Origin of the sequence: Synechococcus sp. 65AY6A5 (assembly GCF_002760415.1) — a bacterium.
Taxonomy (GTDB): Bacteria; Cyanobacteriota; Cyanobacteriia; order Thermostichales; family Thermostichaceae; genus Thermostichus.
Map to the genome: position 1 here is coordinate 964148 of NZ_AXUW01000001.1, position 14728 is coordinate 978875.

The window sequence follows — 14728 nt, forward strand, 5'->3', positions numbered from 1 at the left end:
GTAGTCAACTGTCTAACTCAAGCACGAGTCTGACAACTGCGGACCCTCGAAAAACATGGTACAGCCCTGTTTCACATCGTCTACCACTTTACACACTTTTTCTTTTTGAATGAGACTCAACGTGAGGCTCAACGGCGGCAGACGCTCCAGGCCCCATACCCATTACTTTACCTCAGGGATCCGACCCTGACTAGCGGGTGCACGCCAAAGCCGAGACAGAGCTCCTAAGTCGCGGGCTGAAGCGGGGATGGGCGGTACCGGACTCGAACCAGTGACATCCTGCTTGTAAGGCAGGCGCTCTACCGCTGAGCTAACCGCCCTGGGGGATCCCAGTCCACCGAGTTTAGCATTCCCAAAGAACTATTTCCCCATGCCCAGGCTTTGCGCCTTCTGGTACACCTTCCCCTCGGTCAGGAGGGAGGGGGCGATGCAGATCTCCACCTGCTGCATTTCTCGGAGATTGGCAGCCCCCAGGGTGGCCATGCTGGTGCGCAGGGCGCCCCAGAGGTTGTGGGTGCCGTCGTCCAGGCGGGCGGGGCCGCGCAAGATTTCTTCCAAGGTGCCGGTGGATCCCACGCGGATGCGGGTGCCGCGGGGCAAAACGGGGCTGGGGGTGGCCATGCCCCAGTGAAAGCCGCGACCCGGCGCCTCCTGAGCACGGGCCAAGGGAGATCCGATCATCACGGCGTCGGCTCCGCAGGCGATGGCCTTGCAAATATCCCCGCCGGTTACCAAGCCGCCGTCGGCAATGATGGGAACGTAGGTGCCACTTTCCGTCAAGAACTGGTCGCGGGCGGCTGCACAGTCGGCGATGGCGGTAGCCTGAGGTACTCCCACCCCCAGCACGCCGCGGGAGGTGCAGGCAGCGCCGGGGCCGATGCCCACCAGGACTCCTGCGGCTCCCGCTTGCATCAGCTCCAGGGCGACATCATAGGTGACGCAGTTGCCGACCACCACGGGAATGGGCATGGAGCGGCAGAAGGCGGCCAGATCCAGCTTTTGCATGCCTTCAGGCACCTTGTGGTGGACGGAAACCACGGTGGCCTGGACGAAGAACAGATCCCCGCCTGCTTCCGCCACCAGGGGGCCATATTCAGCTGCGTGGGCGGGCACACAGCTAGCGGCCGCGATGGCGCCGGCCGCTTTGATTTGGCGGATGCGCTCTTGGATTAGCTGTGGCTTCACCGGCTCGCTGTAGAGGCGCTGCATTAGGGGCACAAACTCGTCTTTGCCCACCGACGCAATCTGATCCAACACCTCATCGGGATCAGCATAGCGGGTTTGGATCCCATCCAGGTTCAGCACCCCGAAGGCCCCCAGCTCCGAGAGCAAAATGGCCACTCGCACATCCACCACGCCATCCATGGCGCTGGCAATGATGGGGATTGGCCTTTGGATCCCTCCCAGGGTGAAGTGGGTGTCCACCAAGCTGGGATCCAGGGTTCGCCTGCCCGGCACCAGCGCGATCTCATCCAGCCCGTAAGCGCGTCTTGCCTGCCGATTGCGCCCCAGTTGTGCGTTCATTTCCCTCCCCTCTGACAGGATCCCTTCTTCCTATCATGCCGCCAACGTGTGATTTGAGACTAGCAAGAGCCGGGTTTTCCCTCCGGTTTAGCTTCGCTTGTCTCTGCCTCAACGGAAGTCTGGCCGGTCTGGCAGAAGCCATACCCTCGCCCGAGTTAAAGCCCTTGTGGAGTTTCCGGCGAGGAAACAGGGCTCTTCCCTTGCAATGAGGGGGGCAGGGGAGTGAAAATGTGGCCTTCTTGCAGGTTGCCGAAGCTGTGGCAGCGCTCGGATCCCCAGCGGAAGCCGTAGAGGGCGATGTAGGCGCACATTAAGGCATCGACTTGGTCTTCGTAGTTTTTGAGTTGGCGGCCCCTAAGGGATCCCACCTCCACTTGGAGCAGGGGCTCGTGGCCTTGCAGAGACGGATCGGCGCTGGCCAAGGCGCGCAGATGTTGCTGGTACAGCCGCCACGCCTGTTCTCGTTGCAGCCAGGTGCGGCGGGGACGCGCTTTGTAGGGGAGGCTGCGGCTGAGGCCAAACAGGCTCACCATGGCGCTGTGGGGGAAGACTTCGGTGATCTGCCGGGCCAGGGATCCCTGCTCGATGCTGGCCTGCTCGCGAAAGCCATAACGGGAGAGAGCTTGCACCAGGGCCTCCCCTCGCACCTGGCCGTTTTTGGCCAAGAGGCGGCGGTTGGCCGGGTGGGCGCCAGCGGCATAGGCGCGAAACACCCGGTTCAGCTCGGCTTCCGCCCGCCGCTGGCCGCTGGGGTTGGGGACGCGCAGGGGGGCATCCACCGCCACCAGGCAGGGATCCCCTCCCGCTTGGGCTTGGATGTAGTCCACAATCTCCTGGTCGGTTTGCAAGAGGCGGTTGTCCCGCAGGTGGCCCGTCAGGTTCGGGGCTTGGGGATCCCCGCTCTCAACCTCCAGCGTTGCCACGCCAGAGGGGTTGCGGGCCGACCAGGCCAGGTCTAGGCCAATGCAGATTAACCGTGCCACGCCGCCTTCTCCTTCCGTTAGTAGGATGGCTCGCCCTCACCCCCCGGACGCCTGGGAGAGGGAAATGCCCAAGAATAAAGGGATCCCAGCCGGGATCCCGGAAGATGGTTGCTCTGACAAGGCAGCAGACTTTCCGCTAGCTGGCGAAGCCTCTGCCTCTTCCTGCCCGAAGATTAGTAGTCGTAGTCATCCACGCCGCCGCCACCGCCAGCGGGCTTGTTGCTCTTGGGCTCCGGCTTGTCTACCACGATGGCCTCGGTGGTGAGCACCATGCTGGCAATCGAGGCAGCGTTTTGCAGGGCAGAGCGGGTGACTTTGGCCGGGTCAACGATGCCCGCCTCAAACATATCCACATAGGCGTCGTTCTGGGCGTCGTAACCCACCGTGAAGGGTTTCTCTTTCACCCGCTCCAGCACGATCGAGCCGTTCTGGCCGGCATTCTCGGCAATGCGGCGCAGCGGAGCGCCCAGCGCGCGGGCAACCAGCATGGCCCCTACCAGCTCATCGCCGGACAAGTTGGCCTGCGCCCACTCCGTTACCGCCGGCATCAGGTGCGCCAGGGTAGTGCCGCCGCCGGGGACGATCCCCTCTTCCACCGCCGCCTTGGTGGCGTTGATGGCGTCCTCCAGGCGCAGCTTGCGATCCTTCATCTCAGTTTCGGTGGCCGCGCCCACTTTGATCACCGCCACACCGCCGGAGAGCTTGGCCAGGCGCTCTTGCAGTTTTTCTTTGTCGTAGGTGGAGTCGGTTTCTTCAATTTGGCGACGGATTTGCTCACAGCGGGCTTTGACAGCCGCTTCGTTGCCTTCCGCCACGATGGTGGTGTGGTCTTTGGTTACCGTGACGCGACGGGCCGAGCCGAAGGAGTCGAGACGGGCGTTCTCCAGCTTCAGGCCGCGCTCTTCGCTGATGACCTCACCGCCAGTGAGGATGGCGATGTCTTCCAGCATGGCCTTACGGCGATCCCCAAAGCCAGGCGCTTTCACCGCCACCACGCTCAGCACGCCCCGCAGCTTGTTCACCACCAGAGTGGCCAGGGCTTCTTTCTCGATGTCTTCGGCGATGATCAGCAGCGGACGACCGGCGCGGGCCACTTGCTCCAGCACCGGCACCAGGTCTTGTACCAGGGTGATTTTCTTATCGGTAATCAGGATGTAGGGGTTTTCCAGAACCGCCTCCATCCGCTCCGTGTCGGTGACGAAGTAGGGGGAGATGTAGCCTTTGTCAAAGCGCATCCCCTCCGTCACTTCCAGCTCAGTGGTCATGGACTTGCCTTCTTCCAGGGAGATCACCCCTTCGCGGCCCACTTTGTCCATGGCCTCGGCGATCATGCGGCCCACTTCCTCATCGTTGCCGGCGGAAATGGCCGCCACCTGGGCAATGGCTTTGGAGTCTTCCACCGGGCGGGCATGTTCGGCGATCTTGTCCACCAGGAACTTCACGGCTTTGTCGATGCCGCGCTTGAGGGCAATCGGGTTGGCGCCGGCGGCCACGTTTTTCAGCCCTTCTTTAACCATGGCGTGGGCCAGGACGGTGGCGGTGGTGGTGCCGTCCCCAGCCGTGTCATTGGTCTTGGAAGCCGCCTGACGGATCAAGGAGACGCCAGTGTTTTCAATGTGGTCTTCCAGCTCGATCTCTTTGGCGATGGTTACCCCATCGTTAACAATTTGGGGTGCGCCAAACTTCTTCTCCAGGACGACGTTGCGCCCTTTGGGGCCGAGAGTAACGGCTACAGCTTCCGCCAAAATGTCCATGCCGTGTTCAAGGGCACGACGGGCTTCTTCGCTAAAAATGATCGACTTGGCCATACTCAACCTCTCAGACGTGAATTGAATGAACTAAGGGCGATGTAGAGGATCGATCGCTGAAGGACTGAAAATTACTGAACGATAGCGAGAATATCCCGCTCGGCCAGCAGCACGTACTCATCGCTGCCCAGCTTCACTTCCGTGCCGGCGTACTTGGAGTAGAGCACTCTGTCGCCGGCTTTCAGTTCCATCGGGATCAGCTTGCCCTCGTCATTGCGCTTGCCAGGCCCAACTGCGACCACCTCCCCCACTTGGGGTTTTTCTTTGGCGGTATCGGGCAAAAAGATGCCACCCGCCGTCTTCTCGTCCTGCTGGGCAATCTTGACCAGCACGCGGTCGCCTAGCGGCTTCAGCGTAGAGACGTTGAGAGTTACTGCAGCCATGACAAATATCCTCCGTGATGCCTAAAACGCGAGGCTGAAGGGTTGTATCGAGCGCAAACCTAAGCTTGCGTAGTCGAGGTTTTAGCACTCTCAGCTTACGAGTGCTAGTCTATCAGCCGGCTCTCCAGCCTGACAATAGCCCCTTTTGGCGGGATCTCCCTTTTTGTCGGGTACGGTTGGGTGCGGATCCCCCTACTTCTGGGCCTGTTGTGGGATCATGGCCTGAGGTAGGTTGGGCAAGCAGGTGCGGATCCCGTTGTTTCAAGTGGATGCGTTTACGGCAGTGCCTTTTAAGGGCAATCCGGCAGCGGTGTGTTTGCTGCCTCAGGAGCTGCCGGCAGCTTTGATGCGAGCAATTGCGGCGGAGAACAATCTGTCGGAAACGGCTTTTTTGCTGCCCCAGGGATCCGAAGGCGAGGTTCCCCACTATGGGCTGCGCTGGTTTACTCCCACCACGGAGGTAGAACTCTGTGGCCATGCCACGTTGGGCAGCGCCTATGTGCTCTTGACCGAGATTCACCCGGAAGCTCAGGGGGTGGCCTTTTCCACCCGCAGTGGCCGGCTGCAGGTGCGGCGGCAGGGGGAGCGGCTGGCGATGGATTTTCCCGCCCAGTTCCCGCAACCCTGGCCGGAAGGCCAAGAGCAGGTGGCTGCGGCATTGGGGATCCCTCCTCTGGAGTTGTACCGCGGCAGCATGGGGGTAGCGGTGCTGACTTCGGCCCAGCAGGTGCAGCAGCTGCAGCCGGATTGGGAGCGGGTTCAGGCACTGCCTGTTTCTGGGTTGATCGTCACTGCCTCGGGAGGGGATCTAGAAGACCAGCCAGATTTTGTCTGTCGTGTTTTTGCCCCCCAGTTGGGGATCCCGGAGGATCCGGTGACCGGGTCTGCCCAGTGCCTGTTGACACCCTATTGGTCGCAGCGCCTGGGCCGGACTGAGCTCAAAGCCCGCCAGCTCTCGGCGCGGGGAGGCGAGCTGTGGTGTCGCGATCTCGGCACTCGGGTGGAGATTGCCGGGCAGGCGGTGCTGGTGATAGCGGGAGAGCTGAGGATTCCCTAAAAAAACACCCCGGCTGGCTCCGAGGTGCTGGGAAGACTCTCGCGAAGAATAAGTGCGCAAGCTAGCCCAAAAGTTCTGCCGCCTGGATGAGCTCCACTTGCTTTTTCTTGAGCACTAGCAGAAGCTGGGTGATGGCCACCGCTGCCAGGAAGGCCACCAACCACTTCACCCGTTCCGGGTTCTGCAGCACCAGATCCCGCTCCACTTGGCCAAAGCCGCCCACGTTGGGGTTGTTGGTAACCGGATCCCCTTCTTGGACGCTGTCGCCAATGTTAACCACCAACTCCGGCCCCGGCGGCACCACCAAGTGCTTCAGTCCGCCTTCAGTCTCGAAGCTGAGCACCCGCGTGCCCGGCAACTCGTATTCGGGCGGCACCAGGGCGGCCAGCTCAGGCGGCAGATCGCTGAGGTCAGATTCGATGGTGGCGATGCTTGTCAGACGACCCGTGGCAGGAGCGCGGAAGACGTTGTTGTTGCTGAGGCTGCCATCGGGGTTGATCTGGCCACGACCGCGGTTGGCGCCAATGTAAACCCGATATTTCATGAAGGCCACGGAGGGATCCTCCTTCGGGTCAGGGGCGACCACCGGGAAGACGATTTCCTGGTGCTGCTCGCCGGGCAGGGGACCCACCAGGAGAATGTTGGGCTTCTCGTCGCTGTAGGGAGTGATGTAGGTCTCAGCGGTTTCCTGGCGCTGCTCCTCCGTCATCTCCTCCTCGGTGGCCAGGCGGAAGCCTTCTGGCAACACCACCACAGCGCCAACGTTCAAGCCGCCCTTGCTGCCATCCGCCAACACCTGTTGCTTGCTCAAGTCATAGGGGATCCCGACCTTGATGGTGAACACCTGGCCCGGGGTAACTGCCTGCGGCACTTCGGCACGGGCAGGCATGGCGTTCAGGTGGCAGTTGGCACAGACGATTTTCCCGGTGGCCTCGCGCGGGTTGTCGTAGGCCATCTGGGCGTAGTACGGATAGGCTGCTGCCGGACGGGATCCCGTCCCCAGCAACAGCAGCAGCGCACACAAGGCCAAGTAAATTCGCTTCATAAGTTAGCTCAGAATCTCAATCAAAATTCTCGCAAGCCCTTTGGGGCAATCTGATACATTTACGCTGAACACTGCTGAACATCACTGTTCAACTATGCAGCGATAGCATTCTGCTTGTTTCCATTCGCGTTAGCGGGACGGAGTCCAAACAGAATGGCGGTATCCCGCAAAGCTTTGAGTAGAATACCCAAAGCGCAGTTTCCGTGTCGTCTTACTACCAATTTTCTGCTTTGCTTTGGCTACCATGTTGGCAGACTCGAAAGTAAACAGAAAGATCAACTGGTAGTAATCCGTACTGAACATATTATACATTATTTTCAGTATAGTTGAGCTTATTATTGACTAGAGTCATGCTCCTCAAAGCTCACAACTCATGCTCTAGCCAGGACTAGCGCAGCAACCTCTCTGGCCTTTTCCCCCACTTCTGACCCGGCTGTGGCCCCTTACAGGGGTCTCTCTGGAGCCTATCGTAACGCCTCAGGCCTCGCGGAAATCGGGGCCTTGCCAGGGGCTGAAGCGAACGTTGTCGCCGTCCACCGTGGCGCTCACCAGCTCCAGGGAGCGGGGAGCCGGCCCCCGGATGACCTTGCCGTTGGCCGCGTACTGGGATCCGTGGCAGGGGCACTTGAACAGGTTTTCCCCCGCGTTCCAGGGCACCACACAGCCGAGGTGGGTGCAAACCGCGTTGAGGCCGTAGTTGGCCACCGCCCCGTTGTCGATCACAATGTAGGTGGGATCCCCCTTCAAGCCTTGGGCCAGCACGCGATCCGTGGCGGCGTGAGTGGCCAACAGCTCACTGACGCTGATGGGCTTGCCGAGAGCATCTTGAGCTATCACACCTTCTCCTGCCCCACCGGAAGAGGGCGGAATAAAATACTTCACCACCGGGTAGAGGGTGCCCACCACCACCACCCCCACCGAGCTGCTGAGGAGGGCATTCAGAAAAACCCGCCGGCTCATGGGGGGTGCCTCGAAGTTGCTAACCGCTTCCGTCATAATGGCCAGTACAAACCTGAGAAGTTTTAATGTTCGTTGACAAACGACATCATCCTAACCGAGCTCCTTGGCTAATATCATTAAGAAATGCAAAGCTAAAGGAAGTGCAAGGGAAGAGGCGGCGGTTTTTCTGCTGCGGCCCAGCTCAGTCCCAACCCAATCCGAGCCAGACCATGACGGGATCCGACTTTCAAGCTTTGCTGCGGGAGAAGTGGGGCTATTCCTACGACGTGCAACTGCGCCGCATGGGGGGCAGGGTGGTTCTGTTGGTGATGTGGCGCTACCTGGAGCAGCCCTCTTTCCCCTTGAGCGAAGCCGAGTATCTGGCTCGCCTGGAGTCTGTCATGGCCCATTTGCAGGCGTGGGGCGTGTGGGAAGCGGTGCAGCGAGAAATTGAGGCTACCCGTCAGAAACCCCGCATAGGCAAGGCGGTGGCCATTCCTTTGAATTTGCAAGGGGTGGGAGAGCGCGCCTCCGAGTGGCTGCTGTAGTCTTCCTCGCCCCCGGCTCTTCCCTGAAGGGGAGTTTGCAATTGCAGCAACCGACAGGTTCGTCCCTATGACGAAAACTCCAGACCTCAGCCGGCCTGCGGCTATCCAACTTCCACCAGGCCGGCCTGCAAGGCATGCAGGAACTGGCGGGCGGTGCGACCGGAAAAGCCGTTCTGCTGTTGCGCCCAGAGGAGGGCTTGGCGGCGCAAGGTATCTAAAGGGTGCGGGAGGCCCAGCCGTTGCGCCAGGTGTTCTACCGTGGCCAGGTAGTCAGCTTGGCTAAAAGGGGTGAAGGTAAGGGTAAGGCCGAAGCGATCCCGCAGCGACAGCTTTTCCTGCACCGTATCCCAGGCGTGGACCTCTTGATCTTGGGGACTGGGACGATCGCCAAAAAACTCGCGGATAAGGTGGCGGCGGTTGCTGGTGGCGTAGAGACGGACGTTGGGCGGTGGTGGAACAAGATCTCCTTCCAGGAGCACCTTGAGCTGCTTAAACTCAGTTTCGTCGGCCTCAAAGGAGAGATCGTCCACAAACAGGACAAAGGGCAGCCCCCACCCTCCCAGATCTGCCAAGATCTGAGGCAATTGACCCAAATCTCCCCGTCTCAGCTCCAAAAGGCGCAGCCCCTGGGAACCGTAGCGGCGCAGCAACGCCTTCACCAGCGAAGACTTGCCGGTGCCCCGCGCCCCATAGAGCAGCACATGCAACGCCGGATCCCCCCGCAGCAGGGCTTCGGTGTTGGCAGCCAACTGCCGTTTCTGCCGTTCATAGCCGTAGATCTCTTCCCAGTCGGGCAAGTCGGGAGTGGGGATCCCCTCTAGCCCTGCCGGCCCCCAGCGAAAGGCCCAATAGCGGCCACAGAGCCCCACCCCCGCTCGGCGGTAGTGGGCGATCAGCGCCTCCAGGCTCAGGCCCCAGTCGGCAAAAGAGCGCGGATCCCAGCCAGGGCTCTCCCCTTCCCCATCCGGCCAAGGGATCCCCAGGCCCAGCGCCCGCATCTGCTCGGCAATGGTCTCCTGGCTATCGGCCAGGATCTGCAGGCAGCGGAGATCGTGGCGGGCCGCTTGCACAAGGGGGGCTGGGATCCCTTGGGGTCGAAGCGCCGCCCGCGAGAAAGGGTTATCGGCCCAGCGGATCTCTCGGATTAGCCACTCCCGCCAGCTCAAGCCCTCCTGGGCCAAAAGCTCAAACCAGCGTCCGTAGGCTCTCCAGCAGGGCAAGGGATCCCCGCTCATCAACTCCTGGGTGAGCTCCTGCCAGGTCAGGGCCAAGGGGTGGGCGCAGATTTCCCGAAACACCAGCAGCTTAGCCGCCGCTTCCGCCGCTTCTTCGAGGGGGGTCATCGCTTCAAGTCGCTCTAACTTGGCGTTGTCAAAGAGGCTGGGGGTGAGGGCCGGCCCAGAGCGCTTAGCGGGCATTGTCCCGCCGGCCCAGCTCGTAGAGGCCACCGCCAACGCAGGCAATCAGACCCCAGGAGACGGCCCAGCTGTTGCCCAAAGAGAGTTCGGTGAGGGCCACCACCACCGCTGCTGCCAGCAAGAAAGGAAGGACGCTGAGCAAAGAGGCCAGAGCTCCGCTGGGATCCCAGGCCAACTGTTTTTCCCAACCCTCCTGCAGGCGGCGGTGCAGCGGCGACAAGCCCCACATCAGCCCCAGACTCCACAGGGCTGTGGCCGCCCACAACGAAGGGCGGATCGCCTCCAGTCCCCCCAGTTCAACCCCCATAGCATCCATCGGCCAGCTCCCAACCTTGCCTTTCTAGGCTAGCGAGATTGGGCCCACTCAGTGGCGGTGATGGTGGTGCCGGGAAATTGGATGGGATTGCCCAGGCTCTGGATCTGGGCCTGGAGAGCCGGCAACAGCCGCAAGTCCAGCAGCGGCTCGCGCAGGATCTCCGCCGGGATCAGATCCCGCTCCAGGGCAAAGTGGGCCGTGTGGCCGGCGGCTGTGCCGATGGCCCATTCCACCGGGTGCACCCGATAGGAGGCGCTGGCAATGCGGCTGGTGGCAATGTTCTTGTTGCCGGCCAAGAGGTTGTCGATGCGCTGGGGGATCAAAGCCCGCAGTGGGATCTGGTAGGGGTAGCTGGGGGCCTGGGCATCCTGGTTGTGGCTGGGGGGCAGGGAAAAATCCGGCAATAGACAATCGTGAAAGTCGATGGGGTACTGGCCCACCCCCACCGAGTCGTAGAAAATAAAGGGCCGCCCGCGATTGAGCTCCGATTCTCGCGTGGTGATATCCGACTCGTAGATGGTAAATCCCTGCGGGTAGGCAGGGCTGGGCCGACCGATGATGCGCCGCGACTCGCGAATGTAGGGGTACTTGGAAAGGCCGCTGGCAGTTCCCATGGGGCTATCGGGCCCCCGCAGGTAGGCATAGCGCAGGTAGAAGTCTTTTTGAAAGTCGGGATCCGCCTGCTGCAACAGAAAATCCGTCCGCCCCGCCACCAGCCAGTAGAAAAAGCCCTTGGCATGCTGCTCGGCCCGCCGCAGCGCCTCCACCCGCAAGCCCCCCATCCAGCCGCCGGGATCCAGTTGGCCTGAGGCTTGCAGTTGCTCGTGGGTGAGAATCAGGTTCATCTCCGGCCCGGTGATGCGCCAGTCGTTGCCCCAGGTCCAGTTTTGCATGGATTGATCCCCCACCCGGATGGCCTCTTCCCCAAAGCCAAACACCTGGCCGCGGATGCGGCGGTAGGTAAAGACCATCCCAAAGTTAAAGCGTGGATGTTCAAAGCTGTAGTAGGGGCCGTGCAGCGGGTCGTTGTAGAACTTGGGCTTGATGGGCACCTGCGGCACAGCAGAGCGCTCCATAACAAAGGTGTAGGTAAACCCCTGGGTGCAGTAGGGATCCCTGTAGGGCTTGGAGCTGGGCTCCCAGCGGCTTTCCCCATCCGTGCCGAGGCGGTAGGGCACCCGCGCCAGCGGCAGCAGCTCGCCGGTTTCGGTAGCATCGATAACTACCCAGGGCAGGGTTTTGCCTTGGCGTTCTGGCGGCGGCTCAAAGCGCAGGATCTCTTTGTCCCAATCCTCGGTGGGCTCTAGGCGGTAAAAATCCAGAAAGTAGCTGGAGAGATCCCCCCGATTCTCCGGCTGGACGCCGGCGTGTTTGGGGATGTTGCGGATGGCCTGCACGCTGCGGATTTGGTAATCCTCGATCTGCAAGTCCTTGACCACCGTCTCGGTAAACAGCCGCAACTGCCCCGACTGCAGATAGGGATCCACCATCTCCCGCAGGACCTGGTGGCCCACCTGGGGCGAGAAGCAGAGCACACTCACCCAGCACTTGCCGGGATTGGGATCACCGCCGTACTTTTCCCGCACCCGGCGGCGAAACTCTCTATAGCCCTGGGGAAAGATCTCGTTTTCCCGCTGCAAGGGCCGCTCATCCAAAGCCGAGACCCCCTGGGCGCTCACCTGGCCGCCAATCCAGTCGGTGATCTCGGTCATGCACACCTGTCGGCCCAGTTGCAGAGCCTCGTAGGCCGCTGCCACCCCCCCCAGCCCGCCCCCGGCGATGAAGATCTCACAGGGGATGCGGGTTTCCGACAAGGGCTGGGCCAGAGCCGCCCCGGCGCCCAGGATCCCGGCCCCCACAAGGCCGCCGCCCCATCCCTTGAGGTTGAACAGAAGTTTCATCCCACCTCCGCCCCGTAACTGGGCCTGTCGGACTTTCCGGCAACTTTTATCATGGGGGAAAGCGCTGCGAGTGCTCATGCCGAATTCCACCTTCGTCATCACCACGCCGATCTACTACGTCAACGCTGCCCCCCACATCGGCAGCGCCTACACCACCCTGGCGGCGGATGCCATCGCCCGTTACCATCGCCTGCGGGGCAAGGATGTGCTGATGGTAACGGGAACCGACGAGCACGGCCAGAAGATCCAGCGCACCGCCGAAGAGCGCGGCCTTCCCCCGCAGCAGCACTGCGACGAGATCGCGGCCCAGTTTGCCCAGCTTTGGCAGTTGCTGGACATCCGCTACGACCGCTTTATCCGCACCACCGACCCTCGCCACAAAGCCATTGTGCGGGAGTTTTTCCAGCGAGTGTGGGATCGGGGGGATATTTTCGTTGGCCGGCAGCAGGGCTGGTACTGTGTTGCCTGCGAGGAGTTCAAGGACGAGTCAGAGCTCTTAGAAGGCGGATTTTGCCCGCTTCACCCCAACAAAAAAGTGGAGTGGAAAGACGAAGAAAACTACTTTTTTCGCCTCTCTCGCTACCAGGAAAAACTGGAAGCCCTCTATGCGGAGCACCCGGAGTTCATTCAACCAGAAAGCCGCCGCAATGAGGTGATCAACTTTGTCAAGCAGGGCCTGCGGGACTTCTCCATCTCTCGCCCCAGCGTCTCCTGGGGGATCCCTTTTCCGGCGGATCCCGGCCAAACCCTTTACGTCTGGTTTGATGCCCTCATCAACTACCTCAGCGCCGCCGTGGATCCCGAGGACGAGCCGACGCTGGAAAACGCCTTGCGCCGCTACTGGCCCGCCGATGTGCACCTAGTGGGCAAAGACATTGTCCGCTTCCACGCCATCTACTGGCCGGCCATGCTCATGTCGGCAGGGCTGCCGCTGCCCAGACAGATCTTTGGCCACGGCTTTCTCACCAAAGATGGCCTCAAGATGGGCAAAAGCCTGGGCAACACGCTGGATCCCTTTGAGCTGGTGCAGCGCTACGGTGCCGATGCCGTGCGCTACTATTTCTTGACTGAAATTGAGCTGGGCAAGGATGGAGACTTTAGTGAGGGCCGCTTCATCGAGGTTCTCAACGCTGACCTAGCCAACGACCTGGGGAACCTGCTCAACCGCACCCTCAATATGCTCAAAAAATACCAGCCCGACTACCGCATCCCCGCCGTCGAGATCCCTGCGGATCACCCCCTCAAAACCCTGGCCGAGCGCCTGGCCCCGACAGTGGCCGACGCCTACGAGCGGCTGGATCCCAGCTCTGCCGCCCGCAAAGCTCTCAGCTTGGCCCAGGCCAGCAACAAATACCTCGACGAGCAGGCCCCCTGGACGTTGCACAAACAAGGGCAAAGCGAGCAGGTGGCCCAGATCCTCTACGCCGTTTTGGAAAGCGTGCGCTGGGTGGCCGTGGCCCTTTCGCCCATCATTCCCAACCTCAGCCTCAAGATCCTGCAGCAGATGGGGTTTCCTTTTCAGGATGTAGCACAACTGCGCTGGGATCCCGATGCCCGTTGGGGCCGGCTTCCGCCTGGGCAAGAGCCCCAACCTCCTGTGCCCGTCTTCCAGAGAATACTCAAGTAGCTCCTAAGAATTGGCGGCATCGGGTTGGGAAGGCTGGGATCCCTCTGGTGTTGCCTTGCCGGCGGAAAGACCCATATCTCCCAAGGAAATGCTTGGCACAGCAGCAGAGAAAGAACGGCCAGCCTGGCCCGAGCGCAGCTGAGAGTTACCCATGGCGGTGGGGGGAGTCTCGCTGGACAGCGCCTGCCAGGCCGCCCGTACCCCTGCCCAAAAGCTGCGGACATTGACCTGAGCGCCGCGGGCTTGCTTGCGGGCCCCTTCCAGGGAGCGGTTCACCTGCTTCACCACCTGTCCGGCCCCCTTGACCCCTTCGTCGAGGCTGTCGGCGATCTCGCTCACTTCCAAGCTGGTCAGACGCAGAGCCTCCAGCGTGGGCGGTAACTCCCGCAGCAGCGTGTCGAAAAAGCGTTCCACGCTCTGGGCGGCTCGACCCAATTGAATGACGGCGGGCAACAGGGTCAGGATCACTGCCAAAATGGCCACTGCCACCAGACCTACCGAGAGGCCCAACCAAAATACCGGCTCGGTCATCGCGCCGCCTCCTCCCGACCTTGGGCTTCTGAGTCGGCTTCCTCCCGGGCGAGGGGACGCAGGTTTTGGGCTTGCATCAGCTCTTGCCGTTTCTGCAACATGGCTTCCCTGCCCACCGCCACTGCCTGCTGCAGCCGCAGCAGGGCCTCATCCAGACTTTTTTGGGCGGAGTCGAGCAGCTTTTCCGATTGGTATTGCAGGCTGGTGGTCACGTCTTCTGCCACTTCCGGCAGGGCCTCTGCCGATTTTTTCAGCAGTCGCCGCGTCTCCCGTCCGCTGCGGGGAGCCAAAAGCAGACCGATGACCGTGCCCACCGCCGTTCCCAACAGCAGCCCGCCGACAAACGCGCCAGTCCGGTTTTCCGCCATGCCTTGCCAGGGTTGAGGGGGGATACAGGTGGCCCCCAAACCAGACTATCAAATGATGCTGTGCTTTGCCGTGGAGGCGTCGAATTGGCTGAAATCTCAGGGGTAGGGGGGATTGGCTGCTGCGGCTGCTCTCCGGGATCCTTGGGGCTAAAGTAGAGCATGACTCTAGTCAATGATATGCTCGACTATACTGAAAATAATGTACAATATGTTCAGTATGGCTGCTTGGTATGGCTAGGTATGTAAAACCGAGAGAAGCGGCGGATTATTTTGGGGTGTG

Annotated in this window: 14 protein-coding genes, 1 tRNA gene and 1 pseudogene; 3 read left to right on the top strand and 13 right to left on the bottom strand. The window is 61.3% G+C overall.

Translation table 11 applies throughout. The annotated features are described in order from the left end of the window. Positions 1–248: 248 nt before the first annotated feature. The 5 genes from SYN65AY6A5_RS04495 to groES form a co-directional block, all read right to left on the bottom strand. Positions 249–320: transfer RNA gene (locus tag SYN65AY6A5_RS04495), tRNA-Val, on the bottom strand. Positions 321–360: 40 nt separating this feature from the next. After that, positions 361–1524 carry a GuaB3 family IMP dehydrogenase-related protein gene (locus SYN65AY6A5_RS04500; protein WP_099883999.1) on the bottom strand — a complete coding sequence of 388 codons (1164 nt, stop codon included), beginning with the start codon at positions 1522–1524 and terminating at the stop codon, positions 361–363. Positions 1525–1679: 155 nt separating this feature from the next. Further along, positions 1680–2507 carry a DUF429 domain-containing protein gene (locus tag SYN65AY6A5_RS04505; RefSeq protein WP_011430256.1) on the bottom strand — a complete coding sequence of 276 codons (828 nt, stop codon included), beginning with the start codon at positions 2505–2507 and terminating at the stop codon, positions 1680–1682. A 173-nt stretch (positions 2508–2680) separates the two neighbouring features. Then, positions 2681–4315 (bottom strand): chaperonin GroEL, encoded by a 1635-nt coding sequence (groL, locus tag SYN65AY6A5_RS04510; protein ID WP_011430255.1) that lies wholly within the window; start codon positions 4313–4315, stop codon positions 2681–2683. A 71-nt stretch (positions 4316–4386) separates the two neighbouring features. Next, entirely contained in the window at positions 4387–4698 is a 312-nt protein-coding gene (gene groES, locus SYN65AY6A5_RS04515; RefSeq protein ID WP_011430254.1) for a co-chaperone GroES, read from the bottom strand. A gap of 244 nt (positions 4699–4942) precedes the next feature. Here groES and SYN65AY6A5_RS04520 point away from each other — a divergent pair, with 244 nt between their 5' ends. Beyond that, entirely contained in the window at positions 4943–5755 is an 813-nt protein-coding gene (locus SYN65AY6A5_RS04520; protein WP_011430253.1) for a PhzF family phenazine biosynthesis protein, read from the top strand. A 61-nt stretch (positions 5756–5816) separates the two neighbouring features. Here the strand turns inward: SYN65AY6A5_RS04520 and SYN65AY6A5_RS04525 are convergent, their stop codons facing one another. The 3 genes and pseudogenes from SYN65AY6A5_RS04525 to SYN65AY6A5_RS04535 form a co-directional block, all read right to left on the bottom strand. Further along, on the bottom strand, positions 5817–6800 hold the full coding sequence (locus SYN65AY6A5_RS04525; RefSeq protein WP_011430252.1) for an apocytochrome f: 984 nt from the start codon (positions 6798–6800) through the stop codon (positions 5817–5819). 92 nt (positions 6801–6892) lie between these two features. Continuing rightward, positions 6893–7100, bottom strand: a pseudogene (locus SYN65AY6A5_RS14755) (hypothetical protein); the annotation flags it as partial. Positions 7101–7277: 177 nt separating this feature from the next. Next, positions 7278–7796: a cytochrome b6-f complex iron-sulfur subunit gene (locus SYN65AY6A5_RS04535; protein ID WP_011430251.1), complete on the bottom strand. Its 519-nt coding sequence runs from the start codon at positions 7794–7796 to the stop codon at positions 7278–7280. Between the two features lie 173 nt (positions 7797–7969). On the opposite strand from SYN65AY6A5_RS04535, the gene SYN65AY6A5_RS04540 reads away from it, so the two are divergent. Then, entirely contained in the window at positions 7970–8287 is a 318-nt protein-coding gene (locus SYN65AY6A5_RS04540; RefSeq protein ID WP_041439037.1) for a DUF3067 family protein, read from the top strand. A gap of 101 nt (positions 8288–8388) precedes the next feature. On the opposite strand, the gene SYN65AY6A5_RS04545 is transcribed toward SYN65AY6A5_RS04540, so the two are convergent. Genes SYN65AY6A5_RS04545 through SYN65AY6A5_RS04555 form a run of 3 tightly spaced genes read right to left on the bottom strand, consistent with a single transcriptional unit; the run spans position 8389 to position 11922 of the window. Beyond that, a complete protein-coding gene (locus SYN65AY6A5_RS04545) occupies positions 8389–9705 on the bottom strand; it encodes an ATP-binding protein (RefSeq protein ID WP_240530982.1) in 1317 nt (438 codons plus the stop codon). Continuing rightward, positions 9695–10021 (bottom strand): hypothetical protein, encoded by a 327-nt coding sequence (locus SYN65AY6A5_RS04550; protein ID WP_011430248.1) that lies wholly within the window; start codon positions 10019–10021, stop codon positions 9695–9697. Before SYN65AY6A5_RS04550 ends, SYN65AY6A5_RS04545 begins: the two co-directional genes overlap by 11 nt. Before the next feature lie 29 nt (positions 10022–10050). Then, positions 10051–11922 (bottom strand): FAD-dependent oxidoreductase, encoded by a 1872-nt coding sequence (locus tag SYN65AY6A5_RS04555; protein ID WP_041438306.1) that lies wholly within the window; start codon positions 11920–11922, stop codon positions 10051–10053. A 76-nt stretch (positions 11923–11998) separates the two neighbouring features. Here SYN65AY6A5_RS04555 and metG point away from each other — a divergent pair, with 76 nt between their 5' ends. Continuing rightward, the gene (metG, locus tag SYN65AY6A5_RS04560; protein ID WP_099884001.1) at positions 11999–13549 is read left to right on the top strand and encodes a methionine--tRNA ligase; all 1551 of its coding nucleotides are present in this window, start codon (positions 11999–12001) and stop codon (positions 13547–13549) included. A 3-nt stretch (positions 13550–13552) separates the two neighbouring features. Here the strand turns inward: metG and SYN65AY6A5_RS04565 are convergent, their stop codons facing one another. Together SYN65AY6A5_RS04565 and SYN65AY6A5_RS04570 are read right to left on the bottom strand one after the other, a co-directional pair. Beyond that, entirely contained in the window at positions 13553–14080 is a 528-nt protein-coding gene (locus SYN65AY6A5_RS04565; protein ID WP_011430245.1) for a hypothetical protein, read from the bottom strand. Next, complete coding sequence (locus SYN65AY6A5_RS04570) at positions 14077–14448, bottom strand: YtxH domain-containing protein (RefSeq protein ID WP_011430244.1); 372 nt, start codon at positions 14446–14448, stop codon at positions 14077–14079. Before SYN65AY6A5_RS04570 ends, SYN65AY6A5_RS04565 begins: the two co-directional genes overlap by 4 nt. Positions 14449–14728 lie beyond the last annotated feature (280 nt).